Here is a 15134-nt window from a genome sequence, read left to right on the forward strand (position 1 = left end):
AGCGAGACGAGCCCGACCGGGTCGACGGTTCCAGGTCCTCGGCCTCCGCACGGCGGCGGGACGCCCCGGCCCGGTCCGCGCGGGGCTGCTCCGCGTCGGCGGGGTCGGCGCGGCGGGCGGCAGCCGCGCGCGTGCGGCGCTGCGCCTCCGGCTCCTCGGCGGGGGTGCTGCTGCGTGGAGACCGCGCCGGGTCGGAGGAGTTCCTCGCGGGCGCGGTCATGGGGCCTCCCGGATGCGTTCCGCCGCGCGCAGGCGCACCGACTGCGCGCGGGAGTTGTGTTCGGTCTCGCGCTCGTCCGCCATCTCCGCGCCCCTGGTGATCAGGCGCAGTTGGGGGGCGTGCTCGGGCAGCTCCACCGGCAGGTCCGGCGGGGCGGTCGAGTGGGCCAGCGCGGTGATCGCCCGCTTGACGATCCGGTCCTCCAGCGACTGGTAGGACTCCACGACGATGCGACCGCCGACGGCCAGGGCGGTCAGGGCGGCGGGGATGGCCCGGCGCAGCACGTCCAGTTCGGCGTTGACCTCGATCCGCAGCGCCTGGAAGGTGCGCTTGGCCGGGTGCCCACCGGTGCGCAGGCTGGGCGCGGGCAGGACCGAGTACAGCAGTTCGACGAGCCGGGCGCTGGTGGTGAACGGCGCCTTGTCCCGCTCGACCAGCACGGCCTTGGCGATCTTGCCCGCGAACCGCTCCTCGCCGTAGTCGCGCAGGACCCTGGCGAGGTCGCCGTGGGAGTAGGTGTTGAGGACGTCGGCGGCGGTGGGGCCGGTGGTGGGGTCCATCCGCATGTCCAGCGGGGCGTCGCGGGCGTAGGCGAAGCCGCGCTCCGGGACGTCGAGCTGCATGGAGGACACGCCGAGGTCGAACAGCACGCCCTCCACACGCGACAGTCCCAGGCCGGACAGCGCCTCGGGGAGTCCGTCGTAGACGGTGTGCACGAGGTGGACCCGGTCGCCGTGGTGGGCCAGCCGCTCGGCGGACAGCGCCAGGGCGTGCGGGTCGCGGTCGAGGCCGACGAGGGTGAGGCGGGGGTGGGCCGAGAGCAGCGCGTCGGCGTGGCCGCCGAGACCGAGGGTGGCATCGACCAGGACGGCGTCGCGGTCGGTGAGGGCGGGGGCGAACAGCTCCAGGATTCGGTCGAGGAGGACCGGCACGTGGCGGGGTCGCTCAGTCACGCGCACGCACCTTCTCCCACACTCCCGAACTGCAGGCCACGACCTGCCCGGCCGGATCGACGGATGCCGCCAGGTCCCCGCCCGCTCGTCGGACTTGGCACCGGGGAAGGTGCGCCAAGGCCGAAGGCGAGCGGACCGAGGCCTGGCGGCACCCGAATCCCCCTCGTCTCCTGTCCGTGCTCAGAACACGCCGGGCAGGACCTCCTCCCGGGCCTGGGAGTAGTCGTCCTCGTGCTCGTCCAGGTAGGTCTGCCACGCTCGCGCGTCCCAGATCTCCAGCCTGGTGATCGCCCCGATGACCACGCAGTCCTTGGCCAGGCCCGCGTAGCGCCGCAGTTCCGGTGCGACCGTGATCCGCCCCTGACCGTCGGGACGCTGCTCGTCCGTTCCGGCGAACAGGTACCGCTGGTAGGCGCGGACCGCCTCGTTCGTCAAGGGAGCCGCCGCCACCTTCCGCGCCATGTCCTCGAACTCCGCTCGTGGAAACACGTAGAGGCAGTGGTCCTGACCCTTCGTGACCATGAGCCCACCCGCGAGTGCGTCCCGGAACTTGGCGGGCAGTGTCAGCCGCCCCTTGTCGTCGAGCTTGGGGGTGTGCGTACCGAGGAACATCTCGACACCCACCTCCCCACCGAACCCATCGGATCGGCCGTGGAGCCCCCTGCTGCCCCACTTGGCGCCACAGTACCCCACTTTTCACCACAGTCAACGCGAAACCAGCCGTGTCGGAGCCGGGAAATTGTGCGTTTCCGCAGCTAGGAGGGTGGGGGGTGACAGTGGGGGGTGGTGGGGGCGTCACCGACTCGGGTTGCCGCCCGAGACGCCGCAAGACCCCCCGGAGCGCCTCCCCGTGACCCCCGAAGCGCACGTCACGGGGTTTCGCGGGGCGAGGTGGGGGAACCGGTGGGGCGGGGTGGGGGGCCGGGGGACGGCACCCGCGCCGCTGCGGCGGGCGCCCACGGAGAGTCAACCCGCCCGGTGGTTGCGTCCTCAACGTCACCTGAACAGCCCACGCCTGTCCGCCGGTCCCCCGGCGCCGCCCGGCCGCACCACCGCTGCGCCGAACGGACCAGGGGCCGGGCGGAGGGAGGTGTCCCGGCGGCGTGCGGCAGGATCAACGCCCCGCCTCCCCGGCGGGCAGGCTCGCCGGAAGGGGTGGGGTACCTCGCCCCGGTTTGACACACTGGATGACAGGCTGACGTCCGGCACGGGACTCCGACGGCGTGAGCCCGACACCGCCTCCCGGCCGCCGGACCGGACGGCCGCCGAGAACCAGCAGGAGGTCGCGTGACGTCGAGTACCCCGCCCACCGCTCCCCCGGGCAACGCCTACGGAGCGACCGGCGGCGAGCAGTACCCCCACCCCGGTGCGAACGGGCCCACCGGCAGGCACCCCGGCGCCCCCGCGCCCCACCCGGCCCCCGGCGCCCCGGCGGGCGGTCCGGGCACCGGGGCGCACCACCCGGTGGCGCCACCGCACCAGCAGGCGCCGTCGAACGGCCTGGCCGAGCTGCACACCGCGGTCGGCCGGATCGCGGCCAACGTGGAGCGGGTGCTCGTCGGCAAGCCCGAGGTGGTGCGGATCGCGCTGGTGACGCTGCTGGCCGAGGGCCACCTGCTGGTCGAGGACGTGCCGGGGGTCGGCAAGACCTCGCTGGCCAAGGCGCTGGCCCGGTCCATCGACTGCTCGGTGAGCCGCATCCAGTTCACCCCGGACCTGCTGCCCAGCGACGTGACCGGCGTGTCGATCTTCAACCGGCAGACCAACGAGTTCGAGTTCCGCCCCGGGCCGGTGTTCGCCAACATCGTCGTCGGCGACGAGATCAACCGGGCCTCCCCCAAGACGCAGTCCGCGCTGCTGGAGTGCATGGAGGAGCACCAGGTCACCGTGGACGGGCACACCTACCCGCTGCACTCGCCGTTCATGGTGATCGCCACCCAGAACCCGATCGAGATGGAGGGCACCTACGCCCTCCCCGAGGCCCAGCGCGACCGGTTCACCGCGCGGGTGTCGATCGGCTACCCGGACCCGGCGGCGGAACTGGCCATGGTGGACGAGCACGCCGCGCGTGACGTGTTCAAGGTGCTGGAGTCGGTGTCCGACGCCGAGCAGGTGCGCGGTCTCATCGAGACGGTCCGCGCGGTGCAGATCGCCCAGGAGGTCCGCCGGTACGCGGTGGAGATCGTTTCGGCGACCCGGCGGCTGCCGGAGATCCGCATCGGCGCCTCCCCCCGCTCGACGCTGCACCTGGTGCGGGCGGCGCGGGCGCAGGCGGCGCTGTCGGGCCGCGACTTCGTGGTGCCCGATGACATCCACGCGGTGGCGGTGCCGGTGCTGGCGCACCGGCTGGTGCTCACCCCGGAGGCGCAGGCGTCGCGGCGGCCCCCGGCCGACCTGGTGCGCGGTCTGGTGCAGCGGGTGCCGGTGCCGCAGGCCGCCCCCGACCACGGCGGTGCGCAGTGGTCGGGTCCTGGCGGCAGGCGCTGAGGGCGACCCGGTCGCGGCACGGGAGGAAGGCGGTCGCGCGATGCGCGGAGCTCTGTCCGGTCTGACCACCCGGGGCCGGTGCCTGCTGGCCGCGGGGCTGGCGGCCGCGCTGTGCTCGTTGATCCTCAACGAGCGCGACCTGCTGCGGGTGTCGGTGTTCGTGGTGGCCCTGCCGCTGCTGGTGTGCGGGTTGACCGCGGCGACCAGGGTGGGCCTGCGGGCGCAGCGGCACATCACCCCGACCAGGGTGCCGGTGGGCGGCCGGGCGGAGGTGGCGCTCGACGTGCGCAGCACCGGGCGGCTGCCGACGGTGGGCCTGCTGGTCTCCGACGGGGTGCCCTACGCGCTGGGCGGCAAGCCGCGGTTCCTCATCGAGCGGCTGCCCCGGCACTCCGGGACCCGGTTGCGGTACGCGGTGCGGCCGATGCTGCGCGGCGTCCAGCAGCTCGGCCCGCTGATGGCCACCGTCACCGACCCGTTCGGCCTGGCCGAGTTCGAGCGCGAACTGGCCCGCACCTCGCGGTTGGTCGTGGTGCCGAGGGTGTTCCCGCTCACCAGCGTGCCCGGCGGTTCCGGCCTGGGCTCCGGTGACGACGGTTCGAACCGGCTCTCCGCCGGGCAGGGCGAGGACGACGCCGTGGTCCGCCCCTATCGGCAGGGCGACGACCTGCGCAAGGTGCACTGGCGCTCCACGGCGAAGCGCGACGAGATGATGGTGCGGGTCGAGGAGAGCCCGTGGCGCGGCGGGACCACGGTCCTGCTCGACCACCGGGCACCCGGGCACCGCGGCAGCGGCGCGGACTCCAGCCTGGAGTGGGCGGTGTCCTTCGCCGCCAGCGCCTGCGTGCACCTGCATCGCTACGGCCACCAGGTGCGGCTGGTGACCGAGACCGGCGGGGTGCTGGTCTCCGACGCGGGCGACGGCAGCCACAGCGACACCGCGGTCCTCGACGCGCTGGCCGCGCTGCAACCGAGCCACCAGCGCGAGATCGCCTGCCCGGCCGACCCCGGTGGCGGCCAGGAGCTGATCGCCGTCCTGGGCAGCGCCACCCCGGAGGACCTGGGCAGGCTGATCCGCCACCGCACCCGGGGCACGCGCAGCCTGGCCGTGCTGCTGGACACCAGGGCCTGGGGCGCGGGAGAGGGTCCGGCCGTGGACCCGACCGCCGCGGCCGCGCTGCTCACCGGCGCGGGCTGGGGCGTGACGCTGGCCAGACCGGACATCCCGATGAACCGGGTGTGGGCCAACGTGTGCCGCTCCGGGTCGCGCCGGGACGGGACGATGATCGCCGGAGCGGGCACATGACCACGACGCAGCACCCACCCCAGCACGCGCCGCAGCCCCCCGCGCCGCCCGAGCACGACTCCGACGCGGTGCAGTGGACGACGACGGTGACCCCGGCGGTGGCCGCGGTGACCACCCTGTGCGCCTCCACGGCGCTGGCCGGGGTGATCGACGGGGTGCGCTGGCTCGGCTACGCGGGCGTGGCGATCATCGTGGTGGCGGCGGTGGGCATGGGCCTGCGCGCGATGCGCACCCCCACCGCGGTCGTCGGCCTGGCGCAGCTGTTCGCGCTGCTGTGCCTGCTGGTCGCGCTGTTCACCAACGAGGGGATCGTCGGGATCCTGCCGGGGCCGGACGCCATCGGTGCCCTGGGCGAGGTGCTCGGGCAGTCGGTGGAGGCGGTGCGGGTCGGGGTGCCGCCGGTGGGCGCGACGGCGCCGGTGCTGTGCCTGGTGGTGATCGCCATCGGGTTGGTGGCGGTGCTGGTGGACACCCTGGCGGTGGCCGCCGGGGCGCCCGCGGCGTGCGGGCTGGTGCTGCTGTGCGTCTACGCGGTGCCCGCCTCGCTGTCCGACGAGCTGCTGCCGTGGTGGTCGTTCGTGCTGGGGGCGATCTCGTTCGCCGGGCTGCTGGCCGTCGACGGCACGCACCGCCACCACCTGTGGCGCAACCGCCCGGCTCTGCCCGCCACCGGCCGCGGCCTGGGCGCCCCGGTGGCGGTGGTGGCCTCGGCGCTGGCGCTGGGGCTGGTCGCCGGGCTGACCGCGACCGGCATCGGCACCGTCGGCGGCTTCCCCGGCGGGGGCGGCGGCGGTGGGGGCGGCGGGCTGGCCCTCAAGCCGTTCACCGCCCTGCGCGGCATGCTCGACCAGGGCAGCAACGTGGAGCTGTTCCGGGTGCGCGGCCTGGGCAACGAGAGCCGCTACCTGCGGGCGATGACCCTGCCCCGGTTCGACCGCAACGGCGGCTGGACCGCGGCGGACGCCCTGTCGGACGCGGTCCCGGCCGACGGCGACCTGCCCAACGGCCTCGGCGACGACGGTGGGGGCGCGGTCACCCGGATCGAGATCGAGCCGATCAACTCCCAGGACCTGTGGGCCCCGGTCTACGGCATCCCGCGCAGGCTCAGCGACCTGCCCCCGGACATGTACTACGACCAGAACGGCGGGATGGTCTACTCCCGCAGCCCGCGCAAGCTCGACCGCTACGTCGAGGACGCGGACCTGGGCCAGCCCGCCGCGCAGGACCTGCGGCTTGCGGGCACCCGACCCGCCGAGGGCTTGGACCCGGTGTACCTCGGCGCGGAGGGCATCGACCCCGAGGTGGTGGACCTGGCCCGGCAGTTGACCGCAGGCCAGCCCACCACGTTCGACAAGGCACTGGCCCTGCAGAAGTACTTCGACCCGGCGAACGGCTTCAAGTACCAGACCCAGACCGGCACCTCCAGCGACGAGGACGCCCTGGAGGAGTTCCTCTTCCGCTCGAAGGTCGGCTTCTGCGAGCAGTACGCCTCGGCCATGGGCGTCCTGGCCCGCGCCGCGGGCATCCCCTCCCGGGTGGCCATCGGCTACACAGCGGGCTTCGTCTCCGGCGACTACCGGTCGATCACCACCCAGGACGCCCACGCGTGGGTGGAGGTCTACTTCCCCGACCAGGGCTGGGTCTCGTTCGACCCGACCCCCCTCAGCGACGGCCGCGGCTACCAACCGCCCTACGTCCAGAGCGACGCGAGCACCGGCCCGTCGACGACGGTCACCGAGGAGGAGGTCCCCGGCGGCAGCACCGAGAACACCCCCACCCCCCAGGCCCCGGAAACCGGCCCCGCCGACGACCGGCAGGCCGCCACCCCCGACACGGGCGGCGACGGGTTCAGCCTGCCCTGGCAGGTGTGGCTGGCACTGGTCCTGATCGCCTTCGCGGGCGGCCTGGCAGCCCTGGGCGCCCGGTCGGCCAAGGTCAGCTCCCGCGCGGCGCGGCGCCCGGTGGCGGCAGCCGCAACCGCCGCGGCACTGGCGGTGTTCTTCCTGGTGGCGGCGGTGTCGTGGTGGCTCGGCGCGCTGGTGGCGGTACTCGTGGCAGCCGCGGTCCCCGCGGCCGTGCGGGCCTGGCGCCGCCGCGAACACCACCGGGCGGTGACCGGCCGCGGCACCGACGCGGCAGGCGCGGCGTGGACGGAGCTGATGGCCGAGTCCTGGGACCGGGGCGCGGAGACCGCCGAGTCGGACACCGTCCGCACAGCCGCCCGCAGACTGGTCAAGGAACACAGCCTGGACAAGGACGGCCAAGAGGCACTGCGGACAGTGGTGAACTCCGTCGAACGCTCCTGGTACGGCGGCCGGGGCGACACCCCGGAACTACCCGCCGCATTCGACGAGGTGGTCCGCGGCCTGCGCCGCACCGCCCCGATGGACTGGAAGTCCCGCCTGCTCCCCCGCTCGGTCCTCAAGCCCCGGCGGCGCAAGCAGGACTGATCTCACCCCCGCGGAGGACCCGACCCGGCACCAGGCCGCCCCGACCAGCACCGACACAGCGGCGCGGCGTGGTCGGCAGTTGCGCACGGTGGGATTGCGGATGGCTGGCAGTGGGGTGGGGTTGGGGTGGCCTGCTCGGGCCGGTGGTTCGTGGTGGCTGGTTGGCCGCCGAGCGGCCAACCACCCGAAACACCACCGCGCGCAGCCGCCGACCACCCTCGCAACCGCCGGTCCGGCGATCAGCCACGCCGAACCCGACGGGGCGCAGCGAAACCAGCCACCCCCGCAACCGCCAGCCCGGCTAAGCAGATGCCCGGGTGGGTGGATGTGCTTGGGTGGGGGTGCCGATCATGTGCAAGCCTGCCCGGGCTGTGGGGCATCTCTTCAGCCCCACTCGGTCACACTGGGCACATGATCGGCGTAGGGGCCCCGCCCAAGCAGATCCACCCACCCGGGCACCACCACCAAACGACCGGCGCTTTAAACCAAAGACACGGCGCAACCCGGAAACGGCTCAGCGCCCGCCCTCGAAACCAGGGCAGGCGCTGAGCCGAGTACCAGCGCGAAGACCGAGAAGCCCCCGATCAGCGCTCCTCGTCGAAGCGCCGCTTGAAGCGCTCCTCCATGCGTTGGGAGAACGAACTCCGATCGCGGGCGGGCGCAGGCCCGCCGCCACCGGGGGGCTCCTGACCGGGTTCTGCGGGGTCAGAGCCCCGGCGCATGGCCGTCAGCGTCAGCAGGACGCCTGCGAACATGACAAGGAAGCCGAGCAGGCTCACTGCGGGGAAACCAGCGGGGTTGAACGGCACACCCAGCACGAGGAGCGCCACGCCCACGATGAACAGGGCGATGCCCAGCAGGCGGCGTCGGCGGGACGGCTTGCGTAGGCGGGCACCTCGGACGGTGGACGCGAACTTGGGATCCTCGGCGTAGAGCGCGCGCTCGATCTGGTCGAGCAGTCGCTGCTCGTGCTCGGAGAGTGGCATTCTTTCCTCCTCCGGCACAGTCGCGGGCGCCGGGCGATCACGGTTGCCGCCGGACCCGGCGGGCACCCCGCACGGGGGTGTCGGTCTCCAGGATACGGCGAGTGGCGCCCGGCGACTACCCGATCCTCGATCACGGAACGACGGGTTTTCGTCACCAGCCGGTCACCGGGTGGTTCCGGCCGCCTCCGCGACGTCGTGCTCACGCTGCGTGACCTGCCGCGAGGTCTCCGCGCCGATCGCGATCGGGGCGGCGACCAGCGACTCCGGGATGGCGAACGCGTCGACCAGGGTGGCCGCGTGCGGGCGCAGGTGCGCGCACAGCTCGTTGACCGCCCCGGTGACCGCCTTGGCCCTGGCGGTGGTGAACCGGCCGTGGCCGAGGAACCAGTCCAGGTCGGCCTCGATGTTCGACAGCACGTGCAGGTCGCAGAGCCGGTTGAGCAGCGCGGTGGTCGGTTCGTCGGTGCAGCGGTCGATGGCGGCGACGAAGGCCTCCAGCACGATCCGGTCGACGTGCACCCTGGCCGCGCGCAGCACGTGGTCCTGGGCGTCGTTGAACACCTCGAACGGGTCGGCGTCGGCGTCCCCGGCGCGGCGCAGGCGGCGGGCGAGGGTGTCGAGGACGTGCTTCTCCCGGTCCTCGAAGACCTTGACGTGCCAGCCGCGGTCGAGCAGGTCGGTCTCCTCGTCGTTCGGGGTGACCGCGTTGACCAGGCGCTCGATCACCGAGCGGGCGGCGGTGCGCTCGATGACCGTCTCGACGAAGCGGTCGGCGACGAATCGGGCCATGCCGACGCTGCCCAGTTCGCCGACGTGCTGCCGGTAGCCGGTCAGCAGGCCCTTGGCCACGAGCTGGAACAGCACCGTGTTGTCGCCCTCGAACGTGGTGAACACGTCGGTGTCGGCCTTGAGCTGCGGCAGCCGGTTCTCGGCGAGGTACCCGGCGCCGCCGCACGCCTCGCGGCAGGTCTGGATGGTGCGGGTGGCGTGCCAGGTGGTGGCGGCCTTGAGCCCGGCGGCCCGGGACTCCAGTTCGCGCTGGCGGCGGTCGTGTTCCTCGGTGCCCTGCTCGCCGTCGGTGTACTCCACCGCCGCGCCGTCCCGCTCGGACAGCTCGTGCAGGGTCGTGACCAGTTCCTCCTGCGCGAAGTGCAGGGCGTAGGTGGTGGCGAGCGCGGGCAGCAGCTTGCGCTGGTGGGCCAGGTAGTCCAGGACCACGACCTCGTCGAGGTCGGTGCCCGGCCGCTCGAACTGGCGGCGGGCCAGGCCGTAGCGCACGGCGATGGTGAGCGCGCTCTTGGTGGCGCTGCCCGCCGCCCCGGCGACGCTGATCCGGCCGCGGATCAGGGTGCCGAGCATGGTGAAGAAGCGGCGGCCGTCGCCCTTGATGGGGCTGCTGTAGGTGCCGTCCTCGGCGACGTCGCCGTAGCGGTTGAGCAGCGACTCGCGCGGGACCCGCAGGTGGTCGAACCAGATGCGGCCGTTGTCCACGCCGTTGAGCCCGGCCTTGCGCCCGCAGTCCTCGATCCGCACACCGGGGACCGGGTTGCCCTCGTCGTCGCGGATGCGGACCAGCAGCGCGTGCACGCCGCGCCCCGCGCCGCCTGCGACGAGCTGGGCGAACACCACCGCCATCCGGCCGTCGCGGGCGGCGTTGCCGATGTAGTCCTTGCGGGCGGCCTCGTGCGGGGTGTGCAGGTCGAACTCCCGGGTGGCCGGGTCGTAGACGGCGGTGGTGCGCAGGTGCTGCACGTCGGAGCCGTGGCCGGTCTCGGTCATGGCGAAGCAGCCGGGCAGGTCCAGTTCCATGATGGCGCGCAGGTGCGCGTCGTGGTGGCGCTCGGTGCCCAGCGCCTCGACGGCCCCGCCGAACAGGCCCCACTGCACGCCCGCCTTGACCATCACCGACAGGTCGCCGAAGCCGAGCATCTCGAAGGAGGTCAGCGATCCACCGGTGTCGCCGTCGCCGCCGTACTGCTTGGGGAACCCCACCCTCGGGTAGCCCGCCGCGGCCAGCTCGCGCAGCTCGTCGAACACCAGCGCGCGGTGCTGCTCGGTGGTCAGGTCGTAGGTGGCGGGCGAGGGCAGTTCGCTCATCCGCTCCCGCGCCGCGCGCCGCACGTGCCCCCAGCGACCGTCGAGCAGCTCGGTCAGCGGTCCGGTGGGCGCGGCGGGGGTGGCGGGGATGTCCATCGGTGTTCCTCCTCGGGGTGGTTCACCCCCGAAGCTAGTGGCGCGCGGCGGCGCGCGCCCGGCGTGCGCAGCGCGGCGGGGTGCGGTTTCCTGGCGCCATGGACCCCGTTGCGGCGTTGAAGCAGATCGCGCTGTTCCTGGAGCGGGCGGGCGAGCACACGCAGAAGGTGCGCGCGTTCCGAAGGGCGGCGGCGACGGTGGCGGCCCTCCCGGGAGGCGAGCTGGACCTGCGGATCGACACCGGGACGCTGCGGAACCTGCCCGGCATCGGCGACACCACCGCCACGGTCATCGCCGAGGCGGCGGCGGGCGGCGAACCCGCCTACCTGACCCGGCTGGTGGAGGCGGCGGGCAAACCGGTGGCAGGCGGCGCCGAACTGCGCGCCGCCCTGCGTGGCGACTGCCACACCCACTCCGACTGGTCCGACGGCGGCAGCCCGATCCGCGAGATGGCCGAGGCGGCGATCTCCCTGGGCCACGAGTGGATCGCCCTCACCGACCACTCCCCCCGCCTGCGCATCGCCAACGGCCTCTCCGCCGACCGCCTGGAGCGGCAGTTGGAGGAGGTCGCGGAGCTGAACGTGGAACTCGCCCCGTTCCTGATCCTCACCGGCATCGAGGTCGACATCCTGCTCGACGGCGCACTGGACCAGAGCGAGGACCTGCTGTCCCGGCTGGACGTGGTGGTGGCCAGCGTGCACTCGAAGTTGAGGATGCCCGAGCCGGAGATGACCGAGCGCCTCCTCACCGCCGTGGCCAACCCCCACGTGGACGTCCTGGGCCACTGCACCGGCCGCCTGGTCACCAAGAAACCCCGCCCGGAATCGGAGTTCGACGCGCACGCGGTCTTCTCGGCCTGCGCCGAGCACGGGGTCGCGGTGGAGATCAACGCCCGCCCGGAACGCCTCGACCCACCCCGCAGACTCCTCACCCTGGCCAAGGACCTCGGCTGCACCTTCGCCATCAACAGCGACGCCCACGCCCCGGGCCAACTCGACTGGCAACCCTACGGCTGCGAGCGCGCCGAGGAGTGCGGCATCAGCCCGGACCAGGTCATCAACACCCGCACCGCCGACGCCCTCCTCGCAGGCATAGCCGCCCGGAACTGAACGCACCCGCCTTCGAACCACCCGCCCGACCACCAGCCATCCACCCCCCACCGGCGCAGCGGCCGACCACCCCGCCAACCGCCGGCCCGGCTAAGCAGACGCCCGGGTGGGTGGATGTGCTTGGGTGGGGGTGGCGATCATGTGCAAGCCTGCTTGGGCTGTGGGGCATCTCTTCAGCCCCACTCGGTCACACTGGGCACATGATCGGCGTAGGGGCCCCGCCCAAGCGGATCCACCCACCCGGGCACCGCCAACAAACGACCGGGCCCTTGAAACCGCGGCAAGCGGATCCCAGGTACCACGGGAATCTCAGCTCACGCAGTGTCCTGTTCGTGCAACGCCACCTGCTCAGCAGCGATGCTGAACTCGTGCAGACCACGCAGCAGCGCGGCCCGTCCCTGCGGGCTCATCCGCTCCAGCACCTCGGCGAGCCCAGCCCGCCGAGCCGCCCGCAACCGCTCCAGCAACCGCACCCCGTCGCTGGTCAGCACCAACTCCACCTCACGCCGGTCGGTCGTGGCGGAACGCCGATCGAGCAGGCCGGCAGCCTGCAACCGGTCGCACAGCCTGCTGGCGGAAGAAGCGATGGTGCCCAGTTCCTCGGTGAGCCGGGTGAGGTTGATCGGTTCGTGGTCGCCGATGAACTGCAGCGCGCGCATCTGCACCGCGGGCACCTTGGGGTACACCCCGGCGGTGGCCCTGGCCAGCACCAGGCCGAGGGCGGCAGCGGCGATCTCGGCCTCGTCCGCCGCGTCCGCACCCGGCGGCTGGGATCCCGACGACGCAGCCATACTGCAACTCTCGCACACCGGCGGCCCTGTCGGCCCCACCCCCACCGGAGGACCCCGTGACGACCGCCGCCGAGAGCCTGCGCGCGCTGGAGACCACGCTGAGATCGCTGCCGCTGCACTCGTTCGCGGAGCGGCTGCCGGAGTTGCTGACCGAGCACGCCGCCCTGCTCGGCGCCACGGTCCGGCTGGTGGACTACCCGGCGGCGAACCTGGTGCCGCTGGTCGGCGCCGCCGAGGCGGTCCCGATCACCGGCACGCTGCCCGGCGCGGCGTTCCGCGAGCAGCAGGCCGTGGTGCAGAACGACTGGACCGTGCACCTGCCGCTGCTGTGCCGGGGCAACTGCCACGGCGTGCTCAGCGGCACCGTGCTCACCGAACCGGACGACGCGCGGCTGGTGGAGCTGCGCGAGGTGGCCGACGCCCTGGCGGACGCGTTGCAGGTGGCCGACCTGGGCAGCGACCAGCTCGCCAGGGTGCGCCGCGACCGGCGGATGACGGTGGCCGCGGAGATGCAGTGGGAGCTGCTGCCCGGGCGCGGCCTGAGCTGCCCGGAGTTCACCCTGGCGGGCCAGCTCGAGCCCGCCTACGGGGTGCGCGGCGACAACTTCGACTGGAGCGTGGACCCCGGGCAGCTCACGCTCACCCTGACCAACGGGATGGGCGAGGGCCTCGACGCGGCGCTGCTGACCACGATCGCCATCACCGCCATGCGCAACGCCCGCCGCTCCGGGCACGGCATCGCCGAGGCTGCCGCGCTGGCCGACCAGGCGGTGTGGGGCCAGTACGCGGGCACCCACTTCGTCGCAGCCCTGCTGCTGTCGCTGGACCTGGAGACCGGCGCCCTGGGCATCGTCGACTGCGGCTCCCCGCAAGTCTGGCGCGTCCGCGACGACGAGTGCAGCCGCGTCGACCTGGAAACCCAGGTCCCCCTGGGCTCCCTGGAGGAAACCCACTACCGGGTCCAGAACGAGAACCTCCGCCCCGGCGACCGCCTCCTCGTGGTCAGCGACGGGGTCTTCGACTCCCTCAGCGGCGACCGCCGCTACGCCGACGTGGCACTCCCCAGGACGGTGCGCACCACCCGGGCCCTGCCACCCGGCCAGGCCGTCCGAGCGGTCCTCTCCGACCTGGCGGTCTTCCGCGACCACAAGGACCTCGACGACGACGCCGTGGTGGTCTGCCTCGACTGGCACGGCCCCGCCGCCCGGACCTGAGCCCCCGCACCGGCGGGCCCGAACGCGCGATCCCGGCTAGCTGTTCGCCTGGGCCCCCGCGATCGGCAGCACAGCGGCCAGCCCGGTCACGGCGAGGATCCGGTTCAGGAACGGCGGCACCCGGTCCAGCAGCAGGCTCGCCCGCTCGTGGTTCAACGTCGACTTGTGCACCGCGATGAACGCGCTCAACCCGCTGGAATCGACGAACGTCAGCCCGGACAGGTCCACCAGCAGGTCGGTGTCGTCGGCCACCAGGTCCATCAGGACCTGCTTGAACTCGACCGACGTGTGCATGTCGAGTTCGCCGTCGACGGCGACCACGACCCGCCCGGGGCCGGTGCTGACGGTGTGGTTGAAGTCGTTCATGTCGGCAGGTGTCCAGACGTGGTGAGGCCGCGGTCCCAGTGGCGTTCGACGAGGTCGAGCGCGAGCGGGAACTCGGGCAGGGCGGCGGTCAGCAGGTCACCCAGCTCGGTGACCAGGGCCGGGTCGGCACCCCGGGCGGCGAGCAGGGCCCTGGCCCAGTCCGCGGTCCACGACAGCGCCCGGGTGTCGCCGGTGAGCAGGGCGGCGGAGGTGGCGTGCAGCGCCTGGTCGACCACGGAGCCGACCACGCCGTCGATGCCGTCGAGCGGTGGGGTGCCCACCACCCCGGCGGTGGGCGACCAGCGGACCCGCAGGTCCGCGGCGAGCCGGTCGTGGGCCAGTTCGAGGGCGGCCTGCTCGGCGGTGACCGCCTGCGGCAGCGCGGGCGCGGTCGGCACCACCGCGGGCAGTTCGGCCACGGCGGCCACGGCGGCGCGGGCGTCGGGGGCCCAGGCGGTGGCGCCGAGGGCCAGGGCGCGGACCGGGTCCGGGCCGAAGGCGGCGCCGCCGACGAGCACCGGGATGCCCGCGGCGGTGCCCGCCTCGATGAAGTGGCGGGTGGCGGGCAGCGAGCCGAGCACCGAGCAGCTCACCGCGACGGCGTCCGGGCCCAGGTCGTGCAGGTACTGGCTGAGCCGCCGGGCCGGGGTGGCGGCGCCGAGCAGGGTGGTCTCCCAGCCCGCGGTGCGCAGCGCGCAGGCGATGATCGTGGCGGGCAGGGCGTGCCACTCGCGTTCGGCGCAGGCCACCACGACGTGGCCGCGGGTGGCGGGGACCCGCTCGGCGTGCCGGGCGACCGCGCGGGTGGCGACCACCGCGACCGCGGTCGCGGCGTGCTCCTGGGCGACCGTCCACTCGGCCCGCTGCCAGCGCTCACCGATCCGGCGCAGGCCCGCGGCGATCACGTCGACCAGCACCCCCAGCGGGTCGGCGCCCGCGTCGAGGAGGCCGTCGACCACCCCGACCGCGGCGTCGGCGTCGACCCGGCCCAGGGCGTCGTCGAACCGCGCCGCCGGGTCCGGGGCGCCGGGTGTGTCGGGGAAACCGCCTGGCAAGTCC

13 protein-coding genes are annotated in these 15134 nt (G+C 73.7%); 5 read left to right on the plus strand and 8 right to left on the minus strand.

The features are described from left to right. From L6E12_RS15870 to mraZ, 3 genes are all read right to left on the minus strand, one after another. Positions 1 to 220 (minus strand): hypothetical protein (locus L6E12_RS15870; protein ID WP_236228687.1); only part of this gene is annotated, 220 nt, incomplete at its 3' end. Further along, a complete protein-coding gene (gene rsmH / locus L6E12_RS15875) occupies positions 217 to 1173 on the minus strand; it encodes a 16S rRNA (cytosine(1402)-N(4))-methyltransferase RsmH (RefSeq protein WP_236228688.1) in 957 nt (318 codons plus the stop codon). The genes rsmH and L6E12_RS15870, both read right to left, overlap by 4 nt. Before the next feature lie 180 nt (positions 1174 to 1353). Further along, positions 1354 to 1785 carry a division/cell wall cluster transcriptional repressor MraZ gene (gene mraZ / locus L6E12_RS15880; protein WP_236228723.1) on the minus strand — a complete coding sequence of 144 codons (432 nt, stop codon included), beginning with the start codon at positions 1783 to 1785 and terminating at the stop codon, positions 1354 to 1356. 852 nt (positions 1786 to 2637) lie between these two features. Between mraZ and L6E12_RS15885 the strand changes: the two genes are divergently transcribed. Genes L6E12_RS15885 through L6E12_RS15895 form a run of 3 tightly spaced genes read left to right on the plus strand, consistent with a single transcriptional unit; the run spans position 2638 to position 7416 of the window. Further along, positions 2638 to 3660: an AAA family ATPase gene (locus tag L6E12_RS15885; protein WP_374201887.1), complete on the plus strand. Its 1023-nt coding sequence runs from the start codon at positions 2638 to 2640 to the stop codon at positions 3658 to 3660. 40 nt (positions 3661 to 3700) lie between these two features. Beyond that, on the plus strand, positions 3701 to 4966 hold the full coding sequence (locus L6E12_RS15890) for a DUF58 domain-containing protein (protein ID WP_236228689.1): 1266 nt from the start codon (positions 3701 to 3703) through the stop codon (positions 4964 to 4966). Continuing rightward, entirely contained in the window at positions 4963 to 7416 is a 2454-nt protein-coding gene (locus L6E12_RS15895; protein WP_236228690.1) for a DUF3488 and transglutaminase-like domain-containing protein, read from the plus strand. Before L6E12_RS15890 ends, L6E12_RS15895 begins: the two co-directional genes overlap by 4 nt. A 584-nt stretch (positions 7417 to 8000) precedes the next feature. Here the strand turns inward: L6E12_RS15895 and L6E12_RS15900 are convergent. Both L6E12_RS15900 and L6E12_RS15905 read right to left on the minus strand, forming a co-directional pair. After that, positions 8001 to 8402: a DUF3040 domain-containing protein gene (locus tag L6E12_RS15900; RefSeq protein WP_236228691.1), complete on the minus strand. Its 402-nt coding sequence runs from the start codon at positions 8400 to 8402 to the stop codon at positions 8001 to 8003. A gap of 162 nt (positions 8403 to 8564) precedes the next feature. Next, positions 8565 to 10595, minus strand: a complete 2031-nt coding sequence (locus tag L6E12_RS15905) for an acyl-CoA dehydrogenase (protein ID WP_236228692.1) — start codon at positions 10593 to 10595, stop codon at positions 8565 to 8567. Between the two features lie 98 nt (positions 10596 to 10693). Between L6E12_RS15905 and L6E12_RS15910 the strand changes: the two genes are divergently transcribed. Continuing rightward, positions 10694 to 11704, plus strand: coding sequence for a PHP domain-containing protein (locus L6E12_RS15910; RefSeq protein ID WP_236228693.1), 1011 nt, complete (start codon positions 10694 to 10696; stop codon positions 11702 to 11704). A gap of 314 nt (positions 11705 to 12018) precedes the next feature. Here the strand turns inward: L6E12_RS15910 and L6E12_RS15915 are convergent, their stop codons facing one another. Then, the gene (locus tag L6E12_RS15915; protein WP_236228694.1) at positions 12019 to 12495 is read right to left on the minus strand and encodes a MarR family winged helix-turn-helix transcriptional regulator; all 477 of its coding nucleotides are present in this window, start codon (positions 12493 to 12495) and stop codon (positions 12019 to 12021) included. Positions 12496 to 12551: 56 nt separating this feature from the next. On the opposite strand from L6E12_RS15915, the gene L6E12_RS35400 reads away from it, so the two are divergent. Further along, positions 12552 to 13709, plus strand: a complete 1158-nt coding sequence (locus L6E12_RS35400; protein WP_236228695.1) for a PP2C family protein-serine/threonine phosphatase — start codon at positions 12552 to 12554, stop codon at positions 13707 to 13709. 36 nt (positions 13710 to 13745) lie between these two features. Here L6E12_RS35400 and L6E12_RS15925 read toward each other — a convergent pair whose 3' ends face one another. Both L6E12_RS15925 and L6E12_RS15930 read right to left on the minus strand, forming a co-directional pair. Next, complete coding sequence (locus L6E12_RS15925; RefSeq protein WP_236228696.1) at positions 13746 to 14075, minus strand: STAS domain-containing protein; 330 nt, start codon at positions 14073 to 14075, stop codon at positions 13746 to 13748. Continuing rightward, the gene (locus tag L6E12_RS15930) at positions 14072 to 15130 is read right to left on the minus strand and encodes a B12-binding domain-containing protein (protein WP_236228697.1); all 1059 of its coding nucleotides are present in this window, start codon (positions 15128 to 15130) and stop codon (positions 14072 to 14074) included. Before L6E12_RS15930 ends, L6E12_RS15925 begins: the two co-directional genes overlap by 4 nt. Positions 15131 to 15134: the final 4 nt, after the last annotated feature.

Origin of the sequence: Actinokineospora sp. PR83 (assembly GCF_021056305.1) — a bacterium.
Lineage (GTDB): Bacteria > Actinomycetota > Actinomycetes > Mycobacteriales > Pseudonocardiaceae > Actinokineospora > Actinokineospora spheciospongiae.

What these genes read in the sequence shown, in the direction of transcription:
- mraZ (WP_236228723.1), bottom strand. Translation starts at nt 1,785, where the DNA reads ATGTTCCTCGGTACGCACACCCCCAAGCTCGACGACAAGGGGCGGCTG.
- L6E12_RS15890 (WP_236228689.1), top strand. Translation starts at nt 3,701, where the DNA reads ATGCGCGGAGCTCTGTCCGGTCTGACCACCCGGGGCCGGTGCCTGCTG.
- L6E12_RS15895 (WP_236228690.1), top strand. Translation starts at nt 4,963, where the DNA reads ATGACCACGACGCAGCACCCACCCCAGCACGCGCCGCAGCCCCCCGCG.
- L6E12_RS15900 (WP_236228691.1), bottom strand. Translation starts at nt 8,402, where the DNA reads ATGCCACTCTCCGAGCACGAGCAGCGACTGCTCGACCAGATCGAGCGC.
- L6E12_RS15905 (WP_236228692.1), bottom strand. Translation starts at nt 10,595, where the DNA reads ATGGACATCCCCGCCACCCCCGCCGCGCCCACCGGACCGCTGACCGAG.
- L6E12_RS15910 (WP_236228693.1), top strand. Translation starts at nt 10,694, where the DNA reads ATGGACCCCGTTGCGGCGTTGAAGCAGATCGCGCTGTTCCTGGAGCGG.
- L6E12_RS15915 (WP_236228694.1), bottom strand. Translation starts at nt 12,495, where the DNA reads ATGGCTGCGTCGTCGGGATCCCAGCCGCCGGGTGCGGACGCGGCGGAC.
- L6E12_RS15925 (WP_236228696.1), bottom strand. Translation starts at nt 14,075, where the DNA reads ATGAACGACTTCAACCACACCGTCAGCACCGGCCCCGGGCGGGTCGTG.